This window comes from Methylovorus glucosotrophus (assembly GCF_009858335.1).
Lineage (GTDB): Bacteria > Pseudomonadota > Gammaproteobacteria > Burkholderiales > Methylophilaceae > Methylovorus > Methylovorus glucosotrophus.
The window spans coordinates 1,756,720-1,777,251 of record NZ_VMSE01000001.1; the positions used below are offsets into that span (position 1 = coordinate 1,756,720).

The 20,532-nt window shown below is 56.1% G+C and carries 27 protein-coding genes; 17 read left to right on the forward strand and 10 right to left on the reverse strand.

Annotation, left to right across the window (positions count from 1 at the left end; genetic code table 11):
• The first annotated feature begins 3 nt into the window (after window positions 1-3).
• Complete coding sequence (hslO, locus tag FNL37_RS08170) at window positions 4-897, forward strand: Hsp33 family molecular chaperone HslO (RefSeq protein ID WP_013441993.1); 894 nt, start codon at window positions 4-6, stop codon at window positions 895-897.
• Window positions 898-975: 78 nt separating this feature from the next.
• Window positions 976-1,533: a DUF2062 domain-containing protein gene (locus tag FNL37_RS08175; protein ID WP_159355780.1), complete on the forward strand. Its 558-nt coding sequence runs from the start codon at window positions 976-978 to the stop codon at window positions 1,531-1,533.
• Window positions 1,534-1,566: 33 nt separating this feature from the next.
• Here FNL37_RS08175 and FNL37_RS08180 read toward each other — a convergent pair whose 3' ends face one another.
• On the reverse strand, window positions 1,567-2,349 hold the full coding sequence (locus FNL37_RS08180) for a TrmH family RNA methyltransferase (RefSeq protein WP_159355781.1): 783 nt from the start codon (window positions 2,347-2,349) through the stop codon (window positions 1,567-1,569).
• Between the two features lie 203 nt (window positions 2,350-2,552).
• Between FNL37_RS08180 and dhaL the strand changes: the two genes are divergently transcribed.
• From dhaL to FNL37_RS08220, 8 genes are all read left to right on the forward strand, one after another.
• A complete protein-coding gene (gene dhaL, locus FNL37_RS08185; RefSeq protein WP_159355782.1) occupies window positions 2,553-3,191 on the forward strand; it encodes a dihydroxyacetone kinase subunit DhaL in 639 nt (212 codons plus the stop codon).
• A gap of 52 nt (window positions 3,192-3,243) precedes the next feature.
• A complete protein-coding gene (gene dhaK, locus FNL37_RS08190; RefSeq protein ID WP_159355783.1) occupies window positions 3,244-4,233 on the forward strand; it encodes a dihydroxyacetone kinase subunit DhaK in 990 nt (329 codons plus the stop codon).
• A gap of 48 nt (window positions 4,234-4,281) precedes the next feature.
• A complete protein-coding gene (gene rpiA, locus FNL37_RS08195) occupies window positions 4,282-4,959 on the forward strand; it encodes a ribose-5-phosphate isomerase RpiA (protein ID WP_013441988.1) in 678 nt (225 codons plus the stop codon).
• A 78-nt stretch (window positions 4,960-5,037) separates the two neighbouring features.
• A complete protein-coding gene (locus FNL37_RS08200) occupies window positions 5,038-5,598 on the forward strand; it encodes a DUF3617 domain-containing protein (RefSeq protein WP_148211150.1) in 561 nt (186 codons plus the stop codon).
• A 79-nt stretch (window positions 5,599-5,677) separates the two neighbouring features.
• On the forward strand, window positions 5,678-6,391 hold the full coding sequence (locus tag FNL37_RS08205) for a pseudouridine synthase (RefSeq protein WP_015829891.1): 714 nt from the start codon (window positions 5,678-5,680) through the stop codon (window positions 6,389-6,391).
• A gap of 170 nt (window positions 6,392-6,561) precedes the next feature.
• Complete coding sequence (locus tag FNL37_RS08210) at window positions 6,562-8,187, forward strand: DEAD/DEAH box helicase (RefSeq protein ID WP_159355784.1); 1,626 nt, start codon at window positions 6,562-6,564, stop codon at window positions 8,185-8,187.
• The gene (locus tag FNL37_RS08215) at window positions 8,184-8,657 is read left to right on the forward strand and encodes a YaiI/YqxD family protein (RefSeq protein ID WP_015829889.1); all 474 of its coding nucleotides are present in this window, start codon (window positions 8,184-8,186) and stop codon (window positions 8,655-8,657) included. The genes FNL37_RS08210 and FNL37_RS08215 overlap by 4 nt, the downstream gene beginning before the upstream one ends.
• 1 nt (window position 8,658) lies before the next feature.
• A complete protein-coding gene (locus tag FNL37_RS08220) occupies window positions 8,659-9,198 on the forward strand; it encodes a lipocalin family protein (protein WP_015829888.1) in 540 nt (179 codons plus the stop codon).
• 70 nt (window positions 9,199-9,268) lie between these two features.
• On the opposite strand, the gene FNL37_RS08225 is transcribed toward FNL37_RS08220, so the two are convergent.
• The 7 genes from FNL37_RS08225 to FNL37_RS08255 all read right to left on the reverse strand — a co-directional run bounded on the left by FNL37_RS08225 (window position 9,269) and on the right by FNL37_RS08255 (window position 13,704).
• On the reverse strand, window positions 9,269-9,775 hold the full coding sequence (locus FNL37_RS08225) for a BON domain-containing protein (RefSeq protein WP_159355785.1): 507 nt from the start codon (window positions 9,773-9,775) through the stop codon (window positions 9,269-9,271).
• 190 nt (window positions 9,776-9,965) lie between these two features.
• On the reverse strand, window positions 9,966-10,244 hold the full coding sequence (locus tag FNL37_RS08230) for a hypothetical protein (RefSeq protein ID WP_159355786.1): 279 nt from the start codon (window positions 10,242-10,244) through the stop codon (window positions 9,966-9,968).
• A 196-nt stretch (window positions 10,245-10,440) separates the two neighbouring features.
• On the reverse strand, window positions 10,441-10,782 hold the full coding sequence (locus tag FNL37_RS08235; protein WP_015829886.1) for a BON domain-containing protein: 342 nt from the start codon (window positions 10,780-10,782) through the stop codon (window positions 10,441-10,443).
• A 291-nt stretch (window positions 10,783-11,073) separates the two neighbouring features.
• Window positions 11,074-11,325: a hypothetical protein gene (locus tag FNL37_RS08240; protein WP_159355787.1), complete on the reverse strand. Its 252-nt coding sequence runs from the start codon at window positions 11,323-11,325 to the stop codon at window positions 11,074-11,076.
• An 18-nt stretch (window positions 11,326-11,343) separates the two neighbouring features.
• Window positions 11,344-11,577 carry a BON domain-containing protein gene (locus FNL37_RS08245; RefSeq protein WP_015829884.1) on the reverse strand — a complete coding sequence of 78 codons (234 nt, stop codon included), beginning with the start codon at window positions 11,575-11,577 and terminating at the stop codon, window positions 11,344-11,346.
• 3 nt (window positions 11,578-11,580) lie between these two features.
• A complete protein-coding gene (locus FNL37_RS08250) occupies window positions 11,581-12,096 on the reverse strand; it encodes a BON domain-containing protein (RefSeq protein WP_013441971.1) in 516 nt (171 codons plus the stop codon).
• Window positions 12,097-12,300: 204 nt separating this feature from the next.
• Window positions 12,301-13,704 (reverse strand): sensor histidine kinase, encoded by a 1,404-nt coding sequence (locus tag FNL37_RS08255; protein ID WP_244948233.1) that lies wholly within the window; start codon window positions 13,702-13,704, stop codon window positions 12,301-12,303.
• Between the two features lie 119 nt (window positions 13,705-13,823).
• On the opposite strand from FNL37_RS08255, the gene FNL37_RS08260 reads away from it, so the two are divergent.
• The 7 genes from FNL37_RS08260 (at window position 13,824) to FNL37_RS08290 (ending at window position 17,278) form a co-directional block, all read left to right on the forward strand.
• Entirely contained in the window at window positions 13,824-13,985 is a 162-nt protein-coding gene (locus tag FNL37_RS08260; RefSeq protein ID WP_013441969.1) for a DUF1328 domain-containing protein, read from the forward strand.
• Window positions 13,986-14,025: 40 nt separating this feature from the next.
• The gene (locus FNL37_RS08265) at window positions 14,026-14,448 is read left to right on the forward strand and encodes a hypothetical protein (protein ID WP_013441968.1); all 423 of its coding nucleotides are present in this window, start codon (window positions 14,026-14,028) and stop codon (window positions 14,446-14,448) included.
• Between the two features lie 50 nt (window positions 14,449-14,498).
• A complete protein-coding gene (locus FNL37_RS08270; protein WP_159355789.1) occupies window positions 14,499-15,056 on the forward strand; it encodes a ferritin-like domain-containing protein in 558 nt (185 codons plus the stop codon).
• A gap of 38 nt (window positions 15,057-15,094) precedes the next feature.
• Window positions 15,095-15,727 carry a response regulator gene (locus FNL37_RS08275; protein ID WP_013441966.1) on the forward strand — a complete coding sequence of 211 codons (633 nt, stop codon included), beginning with the start codon at window positions 15,095-15,097 and terminating at the stop codon, window positions 15,725-15,727.
• A 175-nt stretch (window positions 15,728-15,902) separates the two neighbouring features.
• A complete protein-coding gene (locus FNL37_RS08280; protein ID WP_041369984.1) occupies window positions 15,903-16,292 on the forward strand; it encodes a response regulator in 390 nt (129 codons plus the stop codon).
• Window positions 16,293-16,412: 120 nt separating this feature from the next.
• On the forward strand, window positions 16,413-16,727 hold the full coding sequence (locus FNL37_RS08285; RefSeq protein ID WP_159355790.1) for a DMT family transporter: 315 nt from the start codon (window positions 16,413-16,415) through the stop codon (window positions 16,725-16,727).
• 56 nt (window positions 16,728-16,783) lie between these two features.
• Complete coding sequence (locus FNL37_RS08290; protein ID WP_211371952.1) at window positions 16,784-17,278, forward strand: hypothetical protein; 495 nt, start codon at window positions 16,784-16,786, stop codon at window positions 17,276-17,278.
• Window positions 17,279-17,299: 21 nt separating this feature from the next.
• Here FNL37_RS08290 and FNL37_RS08295 read toward each other — a convergent pair whose 3' ends face one another.
• Both FNL37_RS08295 and FNL37_RS08300 read right to left on the reverse strand, forming a co-directional pair.
• Entirely contained in the window at window positions 17,300-18,166 is an 867-nt protein-coding gene (locus tag FNL37_RS08295) for a TraB/GumN family protein (protein ID WP_159355791.1), read from the reverse strand.
• A gap of 144 nt (window positions 18,167-18,310) precedes the next feature.
• Window positions 18,311-20,485, reverse strand: coding sequence for a YgiQ family radical SAM protein (locus FNL37_RS08300; protein ID WP_015829876.1), 2,175 nt, complete (start codon window positions 20,483-20,485; stop codon window positions 18,311-18,313).
• Window positions 20,486-20,532: the final 47 nt, after the last annotated feature.

Below are 20,532 nucleotides of genomic sequence, written 5' to 3' on the forward strand. Positions count from 1 at the left end.
ACCATGAATACTTTATCTCTCCAGCACCAAGATCTCCTGCACCGCTTCGTTTTCGACAACACGCCGATACGTGGCAATACCGTGCATCTCGACCGTACCCTGCAAAGCGCGCTGCAACACCAGCACTGCCCACCTGTGCTGAGAAGCGCCCTCGGCGAACTGATGGCCGCCAGCGCCCTGCTCTCCGCTACGCTCAAGATGCAAGGTGGCGCACTGGTACTGCAGATTCAAGGCCAAGGCCCAGTCAATCTGCTTGTCGTGGAGTGCACTGCGGAACTTGGGCTGCGCGCCACGGCCAAATGGACAGGCGACCTCGATGGCATGAGCTTTACCGAACTGGTCGGCAATGGCCATTTTGTCATTACCCTGGACCCTAAGGATGGCGGCCAGACCTATCAGGGCATTGTGCCGCTGGAGGGCGACAACATCAGCGAAATCCTGCAGAACTACATGCAGCGTTCGGAGCAGATTGCCACGCGCATCTGGCTGTCCGCCAATGAAAACAGTGCCGCCGGCATGCTGCTGCAAAAGCTGCCAGATCAGCCTGAGCAAGACCTGGATGCCTGGGACCGCATGGGCTTTCTGGCCGACACGGTCAAGCCTGAAGAGCTGCTGGGATTATCCGCCGAGCAAATGTTGCAGCGCCTGTTTCATCAGGAAGATGTGCGGCTGTTTGAGCCGCAGGCGGTGAATTTCCATTGCAGCTGCTCACGCACCAGCGTAGGCAACATGCTGAAAATGCTGGGCCCGCAGGAAGTGGCCGAGATACTGGAGGAACAAAGCACCATTGAAATACATTGTGATTTTTGCAACGCCGAATACACTTTTGACAAGGTCGACACCGAGCAGCTGTTCAGCCCGGACATTGTCATGCCTGCCACGCAAAGCCGCCACTAGGCGGCGTGGCCTTAGCTGGTCATCAAGCTGTCACGAGGGCCGTGCTAATCTGCACGCCCTCTCCCCTCAGGCATAAGCATGGCCTTTTCATTCAAGCGCTTCCAGCAGCATATTCCAACCCGCGATACCATTCTGGCTTCACGCTGGCTGGGCCCATTCCGCAAGCAATTGCAGGACAGGCGCCTGTGGCGTCTTGAGCGCAAGGCCGTGGCGCGCGGCGCGGCCATCGGTATTTTCTTTGCCTTCATCATTCCATTCGGGCAATTTTTCGCCGCCGCGATCACCGCACTGTTCATGCGTGCCAACATCAGCATTGCCATGCTGGCGACGCTGGTGACCAACCCATTCACCTTCCCCCCGGTGTACTGGCTGGCGTACAGCATAGGCTCGCTCTTGATTGGCCAGCAGGAGATAGCACCGCTGCTGGAGCATGCCATCGAAGCTGAACCCATGATGGTGGACATGCACTGGATAGACAGCAGCCTGGCCTGGCTGAAAAGCGCGGGCTTGCCGCTGGTGACGGGATTGGCCACGCTGGCCGTGGTCGGCTCCATCGTGACGTATTTTGGGACGCTGGTGATCTGGAAATGGCGGCAGGATCAACGCCGCGCCAAACGACGCAAACCTGCGGCCTGATAGCGCGGGTTTGGTCCAGCCAGACCCCGGGGATTAACCCTGGTTCAGATTCTGCCGCAGACGCTCAAACACACAGATAGATGTTGCCGCGGCTGCGTTGAGTGACTCCACCTGCCCCTGCATGGGGATATGAATCTTGCGGCTGGCCGCTGCTTGCAGTTTGAGGCTGAGGCCGGCGCCTTCATTGCCGATGAGGAATGCCACCGGCTGACGCAGGTCTTGTTCGTACAAGGACTCTCCCTGCATGACCGTCGCCAGCGTCTCCCCCGGGAAATTCCCGGTCAGTGCCAACAAGTCCGAGCGCTCCACCACCGGCAGCACAAACTGCGCGCCTTGCCCACCGCGCAACGCCTTGGGTGACCACGCTTCGGCACAACCTTCCGACAAATAAACCGCCTGCACGCCCGCGGCGGCGGCCGAGCGCAATATGCTGCCCAGATTGCCGGGGTCCTGAATATCTTCCAGCATCAGCACAAACTCCAGCGTCTCGGGCAAAGGCAGCTGGGGGGTATCCACCAGCGCCAGGATACCGGTCGGCGTTGTCACCGGCGATAACTCGGCGAACATCAGCGTGGTGACCATCAGGGTGGGGATATCCGCCAGCTCCTGTATCAGGCCATTCACTTCATTGGTGGACTGCCCTTCGGCAATAATCAGCTGGCGCGGCGTACCGAACACCGTCATGTAATCCCGCAGCAAATGCGGGCCATCCAGCAGGGTTTGCCCCAGGCGGCGGCGCTCGCGGGAAGACTCCGCCAGCTTTTTCAGTTGCTTGAAGACAGGGTTGTCGCGCGAGGTAATATGTTTGAAGCTCATGGCAGGTTCCAGAGGGGAATGCCGGCATTTTACCCGATTACGCCAACGGGCCGTAGGCAAGCCCGCGACGAGGTTTGCAAAAGATGGCGTTCGGGGTAATACTTTTGCACCCGGACCTGTCGCCGGCATGGCGCTTGATCTTCACCGATCGACACCATCAGCCATCCGGCTACGCCAGCACGAGCCTAAGGAGTATCCAATACGTGAAGACTGATTTCATTCTGGCGGCAATTGATGCCGTCAATTCTGCCATCCTCAGCCATGAGGCTGATATCGAGGGTCTGGACCGCGATATTGGCGATGGCGATCACTACATCAACATCAAGCGCGGTTGTGCAGCCGCCGCTGCCATGCGGCCAGAGCTGGAGAACCTGACTCCGGATGCCGCCCTGCAGAAAATCGGCATGAAAGTGCTATCCAGCATAGGCGGTGCCTCCGGCCCCTTGGTCGCCAGCTTTTTTCTGGAGATGGCCAAAGCCATCAAGCTCAAGGAGCCTGTTTCGCTGGCTGATCATGCGGCACTGTTTGCGACTGGCGTTGCTGGCATCCAGCATCGTGGCAAAGCCCAGGTCGGCGAGAAGACCATGATGGATGTCCTGATACCGGTATCTGCCCTTTTCACCCAGCTTGCCAGCACGCATGCCGAGCTTGATGCAGACCTCCTCAACGCCATCAAGGCTGAAGCAGAAAAAGGCATGCTGGCCACGCGCGACATGCTGGCGACCAAAGGTCGGGCGGCCGGATTGGGTGAACGCGCCATCGGCCACATCGACCCTGGTGCAAAAAGCTGCCAGGTGATGATCCATGCCGTGTGCGACATGCTGCTGGGCCAGGCCCATTAAGGCATTGCCCTGACTCAAACAATAGCCATTACAAAAAGCAGGAGGAGACCCCATGAAAAAATTCATGAACCAGCCCGACACCATGCTCACCGAGAGCCTGCAAGGGTTTGCGGCTGCGCATGCCGATCTGGTGACACTGCATCTTGAACCCAATTACCTGGTACGTGCCAAAAAAGCCCAGAACAAGGTGGCCGTGATTTCGGGCGGCGGCTCCGGCCACGAGCCGCTGCATAGCGGTCTGCTGGGCTATGGCATGCTGGATGCGGTGTGCCCCGGCTTTGTGTTTACCTCGCCCAGCCCGGACCAGATGCTGGCCGCCGCCGAGGCGGTGGAATGTGGCAAGGGCGTGCTCTTCATCGTCAAGAATTACGCGGGCGATGTCATGAACTTTGAAATGGCGGCAGAAATGTTGTCCTGTGAAAGCGCCACCGTGCTGACCAGCGATGATGTGGCAGTGGAAAACTCCACCTACACCACGGGCCGTCGCGGCGTTGCGGGCACCGTGATCGTGGAAAAAGTGGTTGGCAGCCTGGCAGAAACCGGGGCTGACCTGGCCACCTGCAAGGCGCTGGGCGACAGGGTCAACCGGCGCACGGCCTCCATGGGTGTGGCGCTCACCAGCTGTACGGTACCGGCCGCAGGCAAACCCACCTTTGAGCTGGGCGAGCAGGAGCTGGAAATGGGCGTTGGCATCCACGGTGAGCCCGGCCGCCGCCGCGAAGCGATGCGTCCTGCGGATGACATTGTGGCGGACCTGGTCAAGGCGATACTGCATGACCTGGCCCCCGCCGCTGGCAGCGAAATCCTGCTGCTGGTCAATGGTTTTGCCGCTACACCCCTGATGGAGCTTTATCTCTTGTACAACAGCGCCGCACGTTTGCTGCAATCGCATGGTCTCATCATCAGCCGCTCGCTGGTCGGCAACTACACCACCGCGCTGGATATGGCAGGCGCCTCGATCACCGTGTGCCTGCTTGATGACGAGATCAAGCAGCACTGGGATAGCCCGGTACATACCGCCGCCCTGCGCTGGGGCATGTAACGCCGTACTCACGTCCGAATAACCGCTCACGCGAAAAGGAGCAGCATCATGAACGACAAACAACTGGTAGCCGAGCATGCCGCCAGCCTGGTGGAAGACAGCATGATCGTCGGCCTGGGCACCGGCTCCACCGCCAATTACTTCATCGAAGCGCTCAGCCGGCGTCAGCGTGACGAAGGCCTGCGTATCACCACCGTGGCGAGCTCCACCATCAGCGCGATCAAGGCAGCCGAGCATGGATTGCCACTGCTGGATATCTCGCAATTGGGGCATCTCGATCTGTATGTGGATGGCGCCGATGAAATCACACCGGGTCTGACCCTGCTGAAAGGTCGCGGCCAGGACCTGGTGATGGAAAAACTGCTGGCGCGTGCTGCCGAACGCTTTGTGGTGGTGGCGGACAAGAGCAAGCAAGTGAGCCGCATAGGCGAGAAATTCGTGATCCCGGTGGAAGTCATGCCAGCCGCCTGGAAGATCGTCCGCCACGCGCTGGAAAAAGCCAACGGCGAAGCCGAGCTACGCCTCAACGCCAGCAAGGATAACGTCGCGGTTACCGCGCACGGCAGCTATGTACTGGATGTGCGCTTCCCCGATTGGCTGGACGATGCCGAGCTGGACATTCTGCTCAACAACACCCCTGGCGTGGTTGAGCATGGCGTATTTCGTGGCCTCGCCAGCCTGGTCCTGATTGCCGACCAGGGACAGGTAGATGTGGTGCATGCATGAAGGCGTTATGCGCCGAGTGAGGCTTAGGGTTGAGGCTGGAGTTTAAGGCTGATTTTTTCTGCAATAACGTTGCTAAGGATGCATGTGCCAAACACTCGATGTTCAATCAAGGCCCTTTCGCTAACTGTTGGTTGGCAGCTGGGGGCAGGCCTGATGCTGGGTCTGGTGCTGCTCGCCAGCCACCCCGCGCATGCAGCCGATGCCCTGCGGCCGGGATTATGGGAAACCAGCATCAAGCTCAAGCTGCACAATATGCCGCAGATTCCTGACGAACAGCTTCAGCAGCTGGAAATGCTGGGCATACAGCTGCCGGTGGGCAACCAGCCCATGACCGTGCTGCAATGCCTGACGCCCGAGCAAGCCAGGCTGGACAAACCCATCGTACCGGCCAATGACCAGGGCTGCGTCATTCGCAATTACCGCCACGCGGGCAAACAGGTAAATGGGGATGTGGTATGCTCCGGCAGCTTGCAGGGAACCGGCAAGTTCAGCATGCAGGTGCAGAGCGATACGGCATTCACAGGGCAATTGACGGCGCAGGGCAACAGCAATGAGCTGGGCCCTATCGACCAGACCACCGACTTCAGTGGCCGCTGGGTACAAGCGGCCTGCAATGCCGATACTCCCACGTTTCCGTAATGTCCGCGCATCACTGCCTATGCGGCATCTGCCCCTTTAACCCTGGTCTTTAACCCGTTTATCACCGAGTCTTTATTTCATGCATCTTGAACGTATCCTTCACGCGCAGGGCTTCGGCTCCCGCAAAAACTGCCGCATCCTGATCCGCCACCATGCGGTGACTGTCAATGGCGAGCCTTGCGATAACCCCTTTGCCGACTTTGACACGGACAAGCTGGCATTCACGGTAAACGAGGAACCTTGGGAGTACCGTGAAAAGGCTTACCTGATGCTGAACAAGCCCGCCAATTATGAGTGCTCGCACAAGCCGCAGCATCACCCCAGCGTGTTTGCCCTGCTGCCACACCCGCTGCTCGAGCGCGGCGTACAATGCATAGGGCGGCTGGATGAAGACACCACCGGCCTGATCCTGCTGTCAGACGATGGTCAGTTCATCCACCGCATGAGCTCGCCCAAGTGGAAAGTGCCGAAAATTTACGAAGTCGGCGCCAAGCATGCGGTGGATGCCGACCAGATCCGCCAATTGCAGGAAGGTGTGCAACTGGTGGATGAGCCCGCCCCTATCGCCGCCCTGGCTTGCGAGCAGATCAGCGATCAGGTGCTGCACCTGACCCTGGCAGAAGGCAAATACCATCAGGTAAAGCGCATGCTGGCCGCCGTGGGCAATCGCGTGGAAAGCCTGAAGCGCATCCGTATCGGCGAGCTGGTATTGCCAGACGACCTGGCGGAAGGCCAATGGCGCTGGCTGACGGAAAGCGAACTCGCCTCGCTGAACGGCGCCGCACGCGCCTGAGTGACGATCCCGGGCATGGAACCGAATCTCATGCCCGCAAGTCACAGGCATTACCGTATAATGCGGGTTCCTGCGCTTCACCAATGACCGCAGCGTCCCTCACACCACCCCATCTCGTTGCCTGAATTGGTATGCTCACAAAGCAATAGGCAGCTGCAGGAGTTTTAATCTTGTCTACCGTAGTTGAAAACGCCGCTGGCTTTGCCCAGCTCGGCCTTGCCGAACCCATTTTGCGTGCGATTGCCGATGCTGGCTACACCACGCCCACCCCCATTCAATTGCAGGCCATTCCCCAGGTATTAACCGGGGGAGACCTGCTGGCTGGCGCCCAGACCGGCACCGGCAAAACCGCCGGTTTCACCCTGCCGCTGCTGCATCTGCTGCAAGGCCGCCCCGGCAAGAACAAGGCCGGACAGCCTCGCTGCCTGATCCTGACACCCACGCGCGAGCTGGCTGCCCAGGTAGAAGAATCCGTACAAACCTATGGCAAATACCTGCCACTGAAATCCATGGTGATGTTTGGCGGCGTGGGAATCAATCCGCAGGTTGCCCAACTGAAAAAGCCGCTGGATATTCTGGTAGCAACCCCCGGCCGCTTGCTGGATCACGCCAATCAGAAAACCGTGGACCTTTCCGCGGTGGAAATCCTGGTGCTGGACGAAGCTGACCGCATGCTGGACATGGGGTTTATCCGCGACATCAAGCGTGTGCTGGCCCTGCTGCCAAAACAGCGGCAGAACCTGCTATTTTCGGCCACCTTCTCCGATGAAATCAAGGCGCTGGCCGATGGCCTGCTGCATAACCCGGGTTTTGTGGAAGTGGCACGCCGCAATACCGCGTCTGAACTGGTGGAGCAAACCGTGCATCTGGTGCGCCAGAGCCACAAGCGCGACATGGTCAGCCACCTGATCAAGCAGAACAACTGGCAGCAAGTGCTGATTTTCACCCGCACCAAGCATGGCGCCAACCGCCTGGCAGACAAGCTGGTCAAGGATGGCATCCCGGCCGCTGCCATTCACGGCAACAAGAGCCAGTCTGCCCGTACCAAGGCACTGGCGCAATTCAAGGATGGCAGCCTGCCAGTACTGGTCGCGACTGACATTGCCGCGCGCGGACTGGATATTGACCAGCTGCCGCAAGTAGTGAATTTTGAGCTGCCGAATGTGGCAGAAGATTATGTGCACCGTATTGGCCGGACTGGCCGTGCGGGCGCTACTGGCGCCGCGGTATCGCTGGTCGATGAAGAAGAAATCAAGCTGCTGAAAGGCATTGAACGCCTGATCAAGCGCGAAATTCCACGTGTGGAAGTCGAAGGCTTTGTACCATCGCCGGTAGACAAATCGGCCGCCAGCGAAGAGCGCGAGCCACGCGCTCCGCGCCCACGTCAAGGCCAACCACGTCAGGGCCAGCCGCGCCAGAATCAAGCACGCCAAAGCCAACCGCGTGATTCGCAAGCTTCACCATCGCAACCGCGCCAGCCAAGAGAAAATGCAGCCCGTCCCGGTGGTCAGCCACGCCAGGGCAAACCGGCTGCGGCCAATGCGAATGGCGCACGCAATGGCGCCCAGCCGCAAGGTCAGCGCCGCCCGCAGTCTGGCAAGGCTAACGGCGCCAATGCTGCCGTGCAAGGCAACCGCAAACCGCAGGCAACTGCTGATGCGGGCAAGCCATTATCTGAAGCAGCCCGTCATCAGGCCCTGCCGCAGACACCGATATTTGCCCCCAAGCCCGGCCCACGCCACATGCCCAAGGGTCCACGTAACGGCAGTGGCGGCGGAGGTGGCCGCGGCCGATGAAGATATGGGTAGACGCCGACGCCTGCCCGGTCGTCATCAAGGAAATACTTTACCGGGCGGCGGAACGCTGCCGCCTGCCCACGGTGTTTGTTGCCAACAAGCTGCTGCGCTTGCCGCCCTCCCCCTATCTGCAAGCTATGCAGGTGCCGGGCGGGTTTGATGTGGCGGACAATGAAATTGTAGAAAAGCTGGAAGCGGGCGATCTGGTCATCACGGCCGATATTCCGCTGGCGGCCGCGGTGATCGCCAAGGATGGGCATGCGCTCAACCCGCGCGGTGAAATGTACGACAAGGCCAATATCCACGAGCGGCTCAGCATGCGCAATCTCATGGAAACCCTGCGTAGCAGCGGCGTGGAACTCTCGGGCCCTGCCACACTCAACCAGCAGGACAGGCAAGCCTTTGCCGCTTCGCTGGATCGTTTTCTGGCGCGCCTGCCGCGCTCTGGAACTTCACCTGAGGAATCATGACATGCTTCATAGACTGTTTGTAATTGCACTGCTCAGCCTGCTGACCGCGTGTATGGGCGTGCCACCTGGCGCCGAACCTGTTACCAAGGTAGACGCCCAACGTTATCTGGGAAAATGGTATGAAATCGCCCGCCTCGACCACAGCTTCGAGCGTGGCCTGGAGCAGGTATCTGCCAACTACTCTCCGCGTGAAGATGGCGGCATCAAGGTGATCAACCGTGGCTATGACCCGGAAAAGGCCAAATGGCAGGAAGCCGAAGGCAAAGCCTATTTTCTGAAACCTGCGGATGCGGATGGGCGCTACCCCGGCATGCTGAAAGTGTCTTTTTTCGGGCCATTTTACGGGGCTTATAACATTCTGGTGCTGGATCCCGACTATCAGCATGTACTGGTCAGCGGGCCGGATACGTCTTATCTCTGGATACTGTCCCGCACGCCGCAACTCCCGCAAAAAACACTGGAGCCCCTGCTGGCAAAAGCCAAAAGCCTGGGCTTTGCCACCGACAAGTTGATATATCCGCGTCAGCCGGAGAAGCCATAAGCATCGAACTACACAAGCAATAAAAAAGCCGGAGCATGCCCCCGGCTTTTTTACGCCTTGCGTTTGAAAGCTAGCGTTTTACGATCAGGCTATTCTTCACGGATATCACACCTGTGGTTTCACTGGCCAGGCGCTCGGCCGTGCTCACTTGTGCCTGCGCATCCACAAAACCGCTGAGTAGCACCACGCCACGATGGGTTTCCACACTGATCTGCAAGCCCTTGAACCCCTCTTCTTTCAGGATCGCCGCCTTGATACTGGCAGTAATCACGCTGTCATCCGCGATACGTTCCACCTCTTTGTTTTGTTCGGCAGATTTGTAATCCATGTATTCCTGCTGATCCAGTGTGCCGCTTTTGTTGAGGTCGGCCTTGGCAAAATGCGTGGTATTGAACAGGGAATCCTTGCCCGCTTCTTTTACGCTGAGCACGCCATCCTTGTTCACATCCAGCTTTTTGAATGCCTCAATCTGGGGATTTTCCGTGATATCGTCGGGCCTGGCCATGGCAGGCAAACTGGCGGCCATGCCTGTGAGCGCCACCGCCATGAGAAGATGTTTCATAAACGCTGTGTTCATACAAACTCCCTTCCATTGCTGATGAATATGCATTCAGTCTACAAGTGCCGCGCGAGCTCAGCCGTCGGCAAGTGCCACTTTTTGATGTCGGCTTCAACCTACAACAGGTTTGTTAACGCCATGCATGTTTGATGCCAGCCCATAAAAAAAGCGCCCCTAGGGCGCTTTTTGCAATTCAACATCAGACCTGTCAGGCAGTGACTTTTCTCACGCGCGTAAACGCATTGTTTTCAGCCTTGGGCTTGAGGTTGAGAATTTCCTTGTCCGGGCTCGCTTGATGCAGGTAGCTGCGATCAAAGTCATCCTGTCTGATGGTATTGGCCTGGGTATGCGGTGTGATGGCAGATTGCTTGATCTCGGGAGCAAACAAGGACACGCTGCCCACGACGGCAAAAAGAATCAGACTGGATGCGGCAAGGTTCACTAGCCAGTGGTATTGGCCCTGATGAAAATTCTGATGTTGGTTCATGATGCGTCTCCCTGAAATCATGTGGTGAATATGGCTTGCCGGGCTCTCGCTTTAGTAACCATTGTTAAGTTGCGATTGTTGGCCCGTGCAAGTGATAAACCAGTAATGGCATTGTAGGAGTTGGTTCCCTTGCTGTCCGTCCGCCGAGTTCCTGAATTAGCGTAGGAAAACACCTACAACACTCTACTAATCGTTGTTAGTGGTAGTTGCAGACCAGCCCGTTGTATACGGCCTTGACGCCCTCCACGGTCACCGCATGGCGATAAGCGCAGGCGATCTGGTCGTAGCTGCCGAGCTGGCCTTTCAATACGACGATGCAGCGCTTGGATTCCACCTCAATATCAAACCCCTTGAAATACGGATCGGCAGACAAGCGTTGCAAGACCGTGTTGCGAATCTGCTCATCCTGCGTCAATACGACAGGAGGCTCCAGCTCACGGGCTTTGGCAATATTGTCCGGCATGCGGGCTGGGGGCGAGAGGGTGAAGCTATCAGCAATGTAATCTGACATCGTGAATTCGGCGGACAAGTCATCCATGATTAGCTCTCTTTCTGTTCAAACTTGAGGAAGGACGCCGGTCTTGCCGGGCGGCCTTCGCAGAGGGTTAACGAAGTAAGGGCATGATAATCAAGGCTTATGCAAGCAGCAGTCGGCAGCATGCTGATTGTCGTGTCAGTCAGTTCCGACGCGCATATGGGAGAAACTCACAAGCGGAGTTCAGCTGCGTTAACAGGCGTAATCTGGATGGTTTAAGGGAAATAAAAGGTGAAGAAGAACAACGAAGGAGTATGGCATCTGCAAACATTCATGCCTGCAGACCATGGTCTATCAGATGAGGATGACACCCGTGCTGGGTGGCAATTCTGCCGGTGCTTCCTGAGGCGTATGCTCGGTAGGCAGCTCGACAGCATGATGTGTTTCAGGGGAGGCAGCTTCCGCATTCAGGTGAGGTTGTTTGATAAACCAGCCCACCATGATGACGCTGGAACTGAAAGCAAAAATGATGACACTGAGGGCGGCCATGTTGATGAGCCGCTCGTGTTTTCTCACCTGTTTCATGTCGAATCGTATGCTATTCATGATGCATGGCAATGTGCGTCAAGCATGACGGAGTTGGCAGCCGTTTTGTACCGAGCGCACGCCCGCCACGCCACGCGCGATTGCCATCGCCTCGGCAATATCACCATAGGAAGCAATCTTGCCGCTCAGGTACACCACACCATGGCGTGTTGCCACGCCTATGGTGAGGCCGAGCAAACCCGCCTCTCGCAGCAGGCTGGTTTTTACGCGTAATGTCGTCATCATATCGCCCAGCATGCTAGAGAGGTTCATGATTTAGCCCTTTACAATCAGACTGTTGTGTACGGATTTAACACCTTCGGTACCGGCAGCAATTTCCTTGGCGCGGTCAATCTGGGCTTTGTTTTCAACAAAACCGCTTAATTGCACGACGCCATTGTGTGTTTCCACGGAAATTTCCAGACCCTTGAAACCTTCATCCTTCAGGATGTTGGCTTTGATCTTGCTGGTGATCACGCTGTCGTTGATAACGCGCTTGGCATTCTTCTGCTGGTCTTTCGACTTGTATTCAGAGTATTCCTTTTGATCCAGCGTTCCATCGCCATCCACATCGGCTGCCTTGAAGTGTTTTTTGGTGAACAGCTTGTCCTTGGAGGCTTCTGCTGGTGTCAGCAGGTCATTGCTGTTGGTATCCAGGTTGCGAAATTCGGTGGCCAGAGGGGTCTGGTCTATGGTGTCTGCGGTGCCAAAGGCAAATGCAGCGGTACTACCAAAACCTACACCAGCGATCAGCGCCAGTGTTGCGATATGGGATGTGCGGATTTTTTTCATGATTTCTCCTTGTTCTTGTCCGGCATCGAAACGAGCCGGAGACAATTTGCCAGCAGGAGCTCTACTGGCATTGGAGGCATGCTACGGGATGCGCGACCTGACAAACAGTCAGCGCTATTCTGTAATTGATGTCAGATGAAGACTACAACTGGAAAGGCCGGATTGGCGGGCCTGTGCGCGATTCAAGGCAAATGGAAAGGCTGATTAGGCCTGATTGATATCCAGAGGGACCAAGGCACGGGTCAGCATGCCATGACCGGGGGAAGATTGGATTTCAAGATTGCCACCAATCGCCATCACGCGGTGCCGCATGCCTGACAGGCCATGAGTGGTGCCGCCACTGACGCTAAGATCCGCCCCGACGCCATTGTCTTCGATTTCCAGCTTGACGAAGGACAACTCCGCCATCAAGTGGATGGAGACTTTGGTCGCCTTGGCGTATTTGCTGGCGTTATTCAGGGTTTCCTGCACCACGCGGTAGACAATCAGGCCTATGGTATCGCCAAACTTCACACTATCATCCGGCAATACCAGGTTGAGCTCCCATTGGTTGCGCTCGGCCATATCGGAAATCAGCGAGCGCAACGCTGCCCAGAAACCAAATGTTGCCAGCATGGAGGGATGCAGATCCTGCACCACCTGGCGCTTGAACTGAATGCCCTGATCAATGTAGCGCATGGTTTTGGCGAGCTTGTCTGCCACATCCGGGAATGTATCGCGGGTTTTGCGCGTCACCCAGGAAATATCCATCTTGGTCGCGGTCAGAATCGAGCCCAGCTCATCGTGCAACTCACGGGCGAGTTTCTCGCGCTCGCGTTCCACGTCCGACTGATAGCCCAGGGCAAGGGTCCGCAGCAACTGGGTACGTGAATTCAGCTGGCTTTCATAGGTATGGACTTCCTCTTCCAGGCGCTGGCGCAACTTGTCGCGCATGGACATTTCACTCAGCAACTGCCGGATGACCAGTATCACCAACACCAGCAGAACCAGCGACGTACCGACAATCGCGATACGGGTATAGAGCACACTGCTGCGACGCTTGACCACCAGCTTGTTAAGCGCATCATTCTGCTGGTTCAGCAGCGTGGTGATATAGCCATTCAGCTTGAGCATATCCTGCGCACCCTGGTCGAGGTCCACAACGCTATTGGCTTCCTTTGTGCGATTGGCATTCGCCAGTGCCATGGTCAGCTTCATTTCCGCCGCTTTTGCTTCTAGCGTGCCGCTCACCGTCATCAGCCAGTCTTTTTCATTATTGACGGGCATGCGACGGCTGTCTTCCGTCACCAGCCCGCGTAGCCTGCGTATATCGAGCCGCGCAGCTGTCACCGCTTCGTTGAAGGTCGTGGCGTAGTTTTCTTTTTTGGTCAGCAAATAGCCACGCTGGGCGCTTTCGGCTTCGGTGGCGCGATAGCGCAAATCCGACAAGGTGGAAATATTGTTGCGGATGACAAAGATATCCTCCGCCAAGCGGCTGATCGAGACGATCCAGCCATCGGCAATCACCACGGCCAGCAAGGTCAGTGTCATTGCGGCGATCAGGGTAGCCACCACGCGGCCACCCAGCTTTTCAATCACACGTTCCGTCTGGGTCCAGATTTTTTTCATTAAGGTCATATTTGAATTTGTCAGCGCTCTCTTACAAGCGTTTCAGAGTATCCCCTCTCATGGGGAAACGCCCAAGCCATTAAGCTGGAGGCACTATTTAGCCAAGCAAGGAAAACGCAATGCTCAACTATTCTATCGTGTTTTTGGTCATCGCCTTGATTGCAGCCCTCTTCGGGTTCAGTGGAATCGCTGCAGGGGCTGCCGAAATTGCAAAAATCCTCTTCTATATCTTTCTTGTGATCTTTGTTATTTCATTATTAACAGGATTTTTCTCAAAGTAATCAATTATTTCAATTAATTTTTTAAAAGAAGGTAACGATTATGTTCAGTACATCCAAAACACAAGATATCCAACAAAAACTCGAAACAACTGCAGAAGATGTCAAAGATAATGTCACCGACATTGCCGAAGAAGCAAAAGTTGCCACGGCGAAACTGAAAGACAAGCTGCAGGATAAATCCAATGCATCCAAGGATGAAATTCTGGCTTTACTGGAAAGTGTAAAAGACTTGCTGGAATCCAAGGATCCTGGCGAAAAGCTGGAAACGCTGAAAGATCAGCTGTCCACCAAGCTCAGCGACTGGAGCAGCACTTTGCGCGGCGAAGTCCAGCAAGCTATTAAAACCGGCGAAACACGCTCCAGGCAGATCGTGCGCAAGCGTACCCTGTTGAGCCTGTCTGTGGTCTTTGGTACAGGTGCCGCCCTTGGCTATCTGCTGGGCAGCCAGCATTCCGAAGACTGAAGCCTATACCGCCAGCCCACATTGCCAGCTAACAGACAAGGAAAGAGATCATGGACGAAGTGACGAATCTGCAAACTGCCGATCAGTTATTCAAACTGGATATGGCCACCATACGCAAGAACGCACGCCAAAGTGTGGAAGATGGTGCAGCGACGGCCGGCTATGAAGCCAACCGCGAAGAGGTCATCCGCCACCTGAATGCGGCACTCGCCACCGAACTGGTGTGCAGCTTGCGTTACAAGCGCCATTACTTTACCGCCAAGGGCCTGAATTCCGAAGGCATTGCCAAGGAATTCAATGTCCATGCGCAAGAAGAACTGGAGCATGCCGACCAGATTGCCGCACGTATCGTGCAGCTCGGTGGCGAGCCTGATTTTTCGCCCGATGGTCTGGCAGGCCGCAGTCATGCAGACTACGTACCCTGCCTCGATTTACGCGAGATGATCAAGGAGAACCTGGTGGCCGAGCGTATCGCTATCGACACCTATCACGAACTCATCCATTATATTGGCGACAAAGACCCGACAACACGCCGCTTGCTGGAAAGCATTCTGGCGACCGAGGAAGAGCACGCCGATGAGTTATCGGATTGGCTGGCCCGCTCCTGATCGTATTAACTTACCCTTAAGAGCAGACATAAAAAATCATGAAAAAAATATTATTGGTGGACGATCACAGCATTGTGCGGCAAGGCCTGCGCAATCTGATCGAACTGGAGTCGGATCTGGAGGTAACAGGTGAAGCTGCCTCCGGCATCGAAGCGATCAAGCTGGTGCGCAGCAATACCTACGACGTTGTGGTGATGGATATCTCCATGCCGGATAAAAACGGGGTGGATACCTTGCACGACCTGAAGCATGTCAATGCTGACCTGCCCGTGTTGATACTGAGTGGCTATGCAGAAGAACAGTATGCACTCAACCTGATGCGGAACGGCTGCAAGGGCTATTTATCAAAAGATGCAGAGCCTGAGGAAATCATCTCGGCGATTCGGGCGATTGCCAATGGCAAACGCTACATTTCATCCGAACTGGCTGAGCTGATGACCAATGAGCTGAGTCATCCGACGGAAAAGCAGTTACACGAGACCTTGTCAGATCGCGAGTTCCAGGTCTTTTTCAAACTTGCAGGCGGCCTGAGTGCCACCGAAATTGCAGACGAGCTCTGCATCAGCGTGAAAACCGTCAGCACCTATCGCACGCGGATTCTGGAGAAGATGAGCTTGAAAACCAATGCAGATTTGACGTATTACGCCATCAAGAACGGCCTGATTACATGAACTGGAATCACGATCACATCGATATTTTGTCAGCGTTTGTAGGACAAGCGCGGATAGGAGCGATATGGATATTTCATTATCATGCCACGAGTTTAACCATGGAAAACAATCCTTCCAGCAGTATGGATTAACAATGTCTGTAACCAATGCACAACTTTCTACACAGCAGCCCTATATGAGAGTCTTGCTCATTGAAGACTCGGCCTTGTTGCGAGAAACCATTATGGAGACCTTGTCATCATGTGATGGCCTGGTGTTTGATGGGGTCGCCGCCACCCAGTCCGAAGCCTTTAAAATCCTGCGAGACCGCCCATTCGACTTTTTACTGGTCGATATTGAGCTGGCTGAAGGCAATGGGTTTGAGGTGATCCGCATGACGCAGCGCGAAGATTTCCCTTATCCGCGGCCCAAGTACATGATCCTGACCAATCATGCCCATCCGCATTACCGTCAGGAAGCCCAAACCTTGGGCGTGGAATACTTTTTCGACAAGTCGATGGATTTTGACAAGGCCATCGACACGCTGGAAGCCGAAGTCAAGAAATTCGTTCCTGAAAACGATTAACCCTGGCGATCCATCGCCGGGCGCTTTGCCTCTCGTTATATAATCCACGCTTTCCATCCGCCACTCGGGGACGACCCTGAGCTGCATTTTTTATTCGGGACGACCCGGCAAAGGGGTCATATGTCCTGGATACTACTCATACTGGCGGGGCTGTTTGAAATCGGCTTCACTACCTGCCTCAAGCTCTCTGATACGTTCAGCAAGCCTTGGCCGACGCTAGGCTTTATCGTCTGCGCCGGGATCAGCTTCTGGCTGCTGATGCAGGCCACGCGCGACATTCCGCTGGGAACCGCCTATGCGGTATGGACGGGAATAGGCGTGCTGGGCACTGTCATCATCGGTATTGTTGTGTTCAACGACCCGCTGAGCCCCCTGCGCCTGTTGTTTCTAGTATTATTGATTGGCGCGATCATCGGCCTCAAGGCAGTCTCCTGAGCCGCCATGACGCGCTGATGGATGCCTGATCAACCTTTCGCTATCGATAGAACATCATGTCACTCGAAACCTGGGAATTACTGAGCTACGTTGTTACCGTGTTCGGCTTGCCGCTGGCGATCTTTTCCTTTGTGCTGGAACAGCGCAAGGAACGCGAAAACGAAGAGGAAGAGGTCTACCAGGAGCTGTCCGACGCCTATACCGATTTTCTCAAGCTGGTGATGGCGAATCCGGACCTCAAGCTGCGCTCACAGAGTGCCAGCCAGGAGCTGAGCGAGGAGCAGCGCGAACGCAAGCTGGTGCTGTTTGAAATCCTGGTATCGCTATTTGAACGTGCCTACCTGCTGGCATATGAGGAAAAGATGGTCGGCAAGCAATTGCGGCGCTGGCGCTCGTGGGATGACTATATGCGCGAGTGGTGCCGGCGCGATGACTTCCGTAACACCCTGCCGCGCCTGCTGCATGGCGAAGACCCAGATTTTGCCGCGTATATCCGTAAGCTTGCCCTGCAGGAAACCACGCGCCTGCCTGAAACCACGGTTTCTAATTAATTTCGACTTAAGGGGCATTCCCTACTTGAGACGTTTCAGCTTGTAACCTGCCTGTTGCAGTTGAGCCAGCAAACCGCGCTTGCCGGCCAGATGCGCCGCACCGACCGCCACAAATACCGACTTTTCCCGTGCTTCAGCATCAATGCGCGGCGCCATGAGATCATTTCTATCATCCAATAGTTTGACGCGCAGCTTGGCCCACAGCGCCGGAGGCAGCAGATTGCCGGTCATGCGCGTATCAATGTCAGCAATCCTGGCCGGATCGCCTTTCAGATAGGCTTTCACCAGCATCTCGTAATCACGCTCCTTGTCGCGCTGACTGCGCTTTAATACCGCTCGCAACATGCCCAGCTGCTCGTCCTGGCTCAGGCTGTCCAGCAGGCCGAAGTGCTCTTCCGACGTTTCCAGGCCTTTGACATCGCGCCCCAGGTCACGGGCTTTGGCATAGAGCTGAATGTCCTGGGTATAAGGCCCCTGCGGCCGCGGCAGATCAAACACCACCGCCAGCAGCCAGGGTTTCATCTTCATGGCCATATTGCCTATGGCGTGCACTTCCGCCAGCGCCCTCACCTGCTCCAGCTCCTTGGCAGTCAACAGCTCCTGAAACTGCTGGTCAGGATTGAGATAAACGCCTTGATCCTTGGGCGGCAGGGTTTCCATCATGAAGACATCCACCTCGCCCAGCGCCGTTAACACGGCAGGGGCAAAATCATTCACTCGGGCATCATCGGTATGCACGGTGCCAAACAGATAGCTCACTTTGCCGCCTGGCGCCTGCAGTTGCCACAGCAAGGGGCGATCAGCCGCCTGGGCTGAAACACCAGCCAGCAGGCTTAGCCCAAGCAGCCATCTGGCAGTGAGGGAAATGGAATACGATGTGAGCGACATAATGAAACACCTGAACCAGAGGTAAACAGGTGTCCATTCTCGCATTGATATGGCCTGGGGAGCAGCCTGCATTGCTTTGGTCATTTGCAGGGCAGCGCAAGACACGCACAGTGATTCAGGCGCAGGCCTGAATCACCGGGGGAATCAGCGCGTGGTCTGCTTTTGCTTGAACGGCGTTTGCTTGAACGGGGTTTTCTTGACCGGGGTTTTCTTGGCAACCAGGGCACGGCCGTTCATCTCGGGGCGGCGCGACTTGTTGACCGCAGGCACGATAGGCTGGAACGCAGGCACCAGGTGCTTCTTGCCATTTCCTATCAGGTCTGCCCGACCCATTTTCTTCAAGGCTTCACGCAGCATCGGCCAGTTGTTGGGGTCGTGGTAGCGGATAAACGCTTTGTGCAGGCGCCGCACGCCACCGGCCTTGGGGATAGGCACGGCTTCACTGTCCGCCGTGACCTTGCGCAGCGGGTTCTTGCCAGAATGGTACATGGCGGTGGCCATCGCCATCGGTGTGGGGGTAAAAGTCTGCACCTGATCCAGCTTGAAGTCATACTTTTTGAGCCACAGGGCCAGATTCAGCATGTCTTCATCCGTGGTACCAGGATGGGCGGCAATGAAATACGGGATCAGGTATTGCTGTTTGCCCGCTTCCTTGGAGAAGCGTTCAAACATTTCCTTGAACTTGTCATAGGCGCCCATGCCGGGCTTCATCATCTTGGACAGCACGTTTTCTTCGCTGTGCTCGGGTGCAATCTTGAGATAACCGCCCACGTGATGCTGCACCAGTTCCTTGACGTACTCCGGGGATGTCACTGCCAGGTCGTAGCGCAGGCCGGAGCCGACGAGGATTTTCTTCACACCCTTGATATTGCGGGCCTTGCGGTAAAGCTGAATCAGCGCCGAGTGATCCGTATTGAGGTTTTCGCAAATACCGGGATACACACAGGATAGCTTGCGGCAGGACTGCTCGATTTTTTCGCTCTTGCAGGCCATGCGGTACATATTGGCAGTGGGGCCACCCAGATCGGAAATAATGCCGGTAAAGCCTTCGACCTTGTCACGGATTTCCACAATCTCGTTGAGGATGGACTCCTCGGAACGGCTCTGAATGATGCGGCCTTCATGCTCGGTAATCGAACAGAAGGTACAGCCGCCAAAGCAGCCACGCATGATGTTGACCGAAAAGCGGATCATCTCCCAGGCCGGGATGCGGGCATCCTGATACACCGGGTGCGGCTTGCGCGCGTAGGGCAAGTCGTAAACGTAATCCATTTCTTTAGTCGTCAGCGGAATCGGCGGCGGATTGAGCCAGACTTCACGGTCACCATGGCGCTGCACCAGTGCACGGGCATTGCCGGGGTTGGCTTCCAGATGCAACACGCGCGAAGCATGGGCATACAAAACCGGGTCCTTGATCACCTCTTCATAGGCAGGCAAACGCACCACCTGCTTGCTGCGGTCAGCCTTGGGTTTGCGCACGATCTGGATGGCACTCACGCCTTCAGGCAAGGCGGGCTTGGCATCAATCTTGTCGTCGGTTTCGCAACTGGAGCCCGCACCCATTTTCATTTCATAGGGGTCCACATGCACATCGACCTTGCCGGGGCGATCCAGATTGGTGGATGCAATTTCATCCCAGCCTTCGGGGATACGCTTGCGCAGGAAAGCCGTGCCGCGAATATCGGTAATATCGGCAATCTTGTCGCCCCGCGCAATGCGGTGGCTCAGTTCAACCAGTGCGCGTTCGGCATTGCCGTAAAGCAGGATATCGGCCTTGGAATCCACCAGGATGGAGCGTCGCACTTTGTCGGACCAGTAATCGTAATGCGCAATACGGCGCAGGCTGGCCTCAATACTGCCAATGACCAGCGGCACATCGGCATAGGCCTCGCGGCAGCGCTGTGAATAGACCAGCACGGCCCGGTCCGGACGCTTGCCGGCCTCGGCATTGGGCGTATAAGCGTCATCTGAACGTATCTTGCGATCCGCCGTGTAGCGGTTGACCATGGAGTCCATATTGCCCGCAGTCACGCCGAAATACAGGTTGGGCTTGCCTAAAGTTTTGAAGGCATCGGCCGATAACCAGTCAGGTTGGGCGATAATGCCCACCCGGAAGCCTTGGGCTTCCAGTAGACGTCCTACCAGTGCCATACCGAAACTCGGGTGATCAATGTAGGCATCGCCCGTCACCAGAATAATGTCGCAACTATCCCAGCCGCGGGCGTCCATTTCAGCGCGGGTCATGGGGAGTACAGGGGCAGTACCGAAGCGTTTTGCCCAGTACGGGCGATAACTATTGATTAAGCGTGGTGTTTCCATAGTTGACTATTTTACTCTGGAAACAAAAAATCGTCGCGACTGTATAA

What these genes read in the sequence shown, in the direction of transcription:
- FNL37_RS08255 (WP_244948233.1), bottom strand. Translation starts at nt 13,704, where the DNA reads ATGAAAAAAATCTGGACCCAGACGGAACGTGTGATTGAAAAGCTGGGT.
- FNL37_RS08260 (WP_013441969.1), top strand. Translation starts at nt 13,824, where the DNA reads ATGCTCAACTATTCTATCGTGTTTTTGGTCATCGCCTTGATTGCAGCC.
- FNL37_RS08265 (WP_013441968.1), top strand. Translation starts at nt 14,026, where the DNA reads ATGTTCAGTACATCCAAAACACAAGATATCCAACAAAAACTCGAAACA.
- FNL37_RS08200 (WP_148211150.1), top strand. Translation starts at nt 5,038, where the DNA reads ATGCATGTGCCAAACACTCGATGTTCAATCAAGGCCCTTTCGCTAACT.
- FNL37_RS08240 (WP_159355787.1), bottom strand. Translation starts at nt 11,325, where the DNA reads ATGAATAGCATACGATTCGACATGAAACAGGTGAGAAAACACGAGCGG.
- hslO (WP_013441993.1), top strand. Translation starts at nt 4, where the DNA reads ATGAATACTTTATCTCTCCAGCACCAAGATCTCCTGCACCGCTTCGTT.
- FNL37_RS08205 (WP_015829891.1), top strand. Translation starts at nt 5,678, where the DNA reads ATGCATCTTGAACGTATCCTTCACGCGCAGGGCTTCGGCTCCCGCAAA.
- FNL37_RS08235 (WP_015829886.1), bottom strand. Translation starts at nt 10,782, where the DNA reads ATGGATGACTTGTCCGCCGAATTCACGATGTCAGATTACATTGCTGAT.
- FNL37_RS08280 (WP_041369984.1), top strand. Translation starts at nt 15,903, where the DNA reads ATGAGAGTCTTGCTCATTGAAGACTCGGCCTTGTTGCGAGAAACCATT.
- FNL37_RS08180 (WP_159355781.1), bottom strand. Translation starts at nt 2,349, where the DNA reads ATGAGCTTCAAACATATTACCTCGCGCGACAACCCTGTCTTCAAGCAA.
- rpiA (WP_013441988.1), top strand. Translation starts at nt 4,282, where the DNA reads ATGAACGACAAACAACTGGTAGCCGAGCATGCCGCCAGCCTGGTGGAA.
- FNL37_RS08300 (WP_015829876.1), bottom strand. Translation starts at nt 20,485, where the DNA reads ATGGAAACACCACGCTTAATCAATAGTTATCGCCCGTACTGGGCAAAA.
- FNL37_RS08225 (WP_159355785.1), bottom strand. Translation starts at nt 9,775, where the DNA reads ATGAACACAGCGTTTATGAAACATCTTCTCATGGCGGTGGCGCTCACA.
- FNL37_RS08275 (WP_013441966.1), top strand. Translation starts at nt 15,095, where the DNA reads ATGAAAAAAATATTATTGGTGGACGATCACAGCATTGTGCGGCAAGGC.
- FNL37_RS08270 (WP_159355789.1), top strand. Translation starts at nt 14,499, where the DNA reads ATGGACGAAGTGACGAATCTGCAAACTGCCGATCAGTTATTCAAACTG.
- FNL37_RS08250 (WP_013441971.1), bottom strand. Translation starts at nt 12,096, where the DNA reads ATGAAAAAAATCCGCACATCCCATATCGCAACACTGGCGCTGATCGCT.
- dhaK (WP_159355783.1), top strand. Translation starts at nt 3,244, where the DNA reads ATGAAAAAATTCATGAACCAGCCCGACACCATGCTCACCGAGAGCCTG.
- FNL37_RS08245 (WP_015829884.1), bottom strand. Translation starts at nt 11,577, where the DNA reads ATGAACCTCTCTAGCATGCTGGGCGATATGATGACGACATTACGCGTA.
- FNL37_RS08230 (WP_159355786.1), bottom strand. Translation starts at nt 10,244, where the DNA reads ATGAACCAACATCAGAATTTTCATCAGGGCCAATACCACTGGCTAGTG.
- FNL37_RS08285 (WP_159355790.1), top strand. Translation starts at nt 16,413, where the DNA reads ATGTCCTGGATACTACTCATACTGGCGGGGCTGTTTGAAATCGGCTTC.
- FNL37_RS08215 (WP_015829889.1), top strand. Translation starts at nt 8,184, where the DNA reads ATGAAGATATGGGTAGACGCCGACGCCTGCCCGGTCGTCATCAAGGAA.
- FNL37_RS08220 (WP_015829888.1), top strand. Translation starts at nt 8,659, where the DNA reads ATGCTTCATAGACTGTTTGTAATTGCACTGCTCAGCCTGCTGACCGCG.
- FNL37_RS08290 (WP_211371952.1), top strand. Translation starts at nt 16,784, where the DNA reads ATGTCACTCGAAACCTGGGAATTACTGAGCTACGTTGTTACCGTGTTC.
- FNL37_RS08295 (WP_159355791.1), bottom strand. Translation starts at nt 18,166, where the DNA reads ATGTCGCTCACATCGTATTCCATTTCCCTCACTGCCAGATGGCTGCTT.
- FNL37_RS08175 (WP_159355780.1), top strand. Translation starts at nt 976, where the DNA reads ATGGCCTTTTCATTCAAGCGCTTCCAGCAGCATATTCCAACCCGCGAT.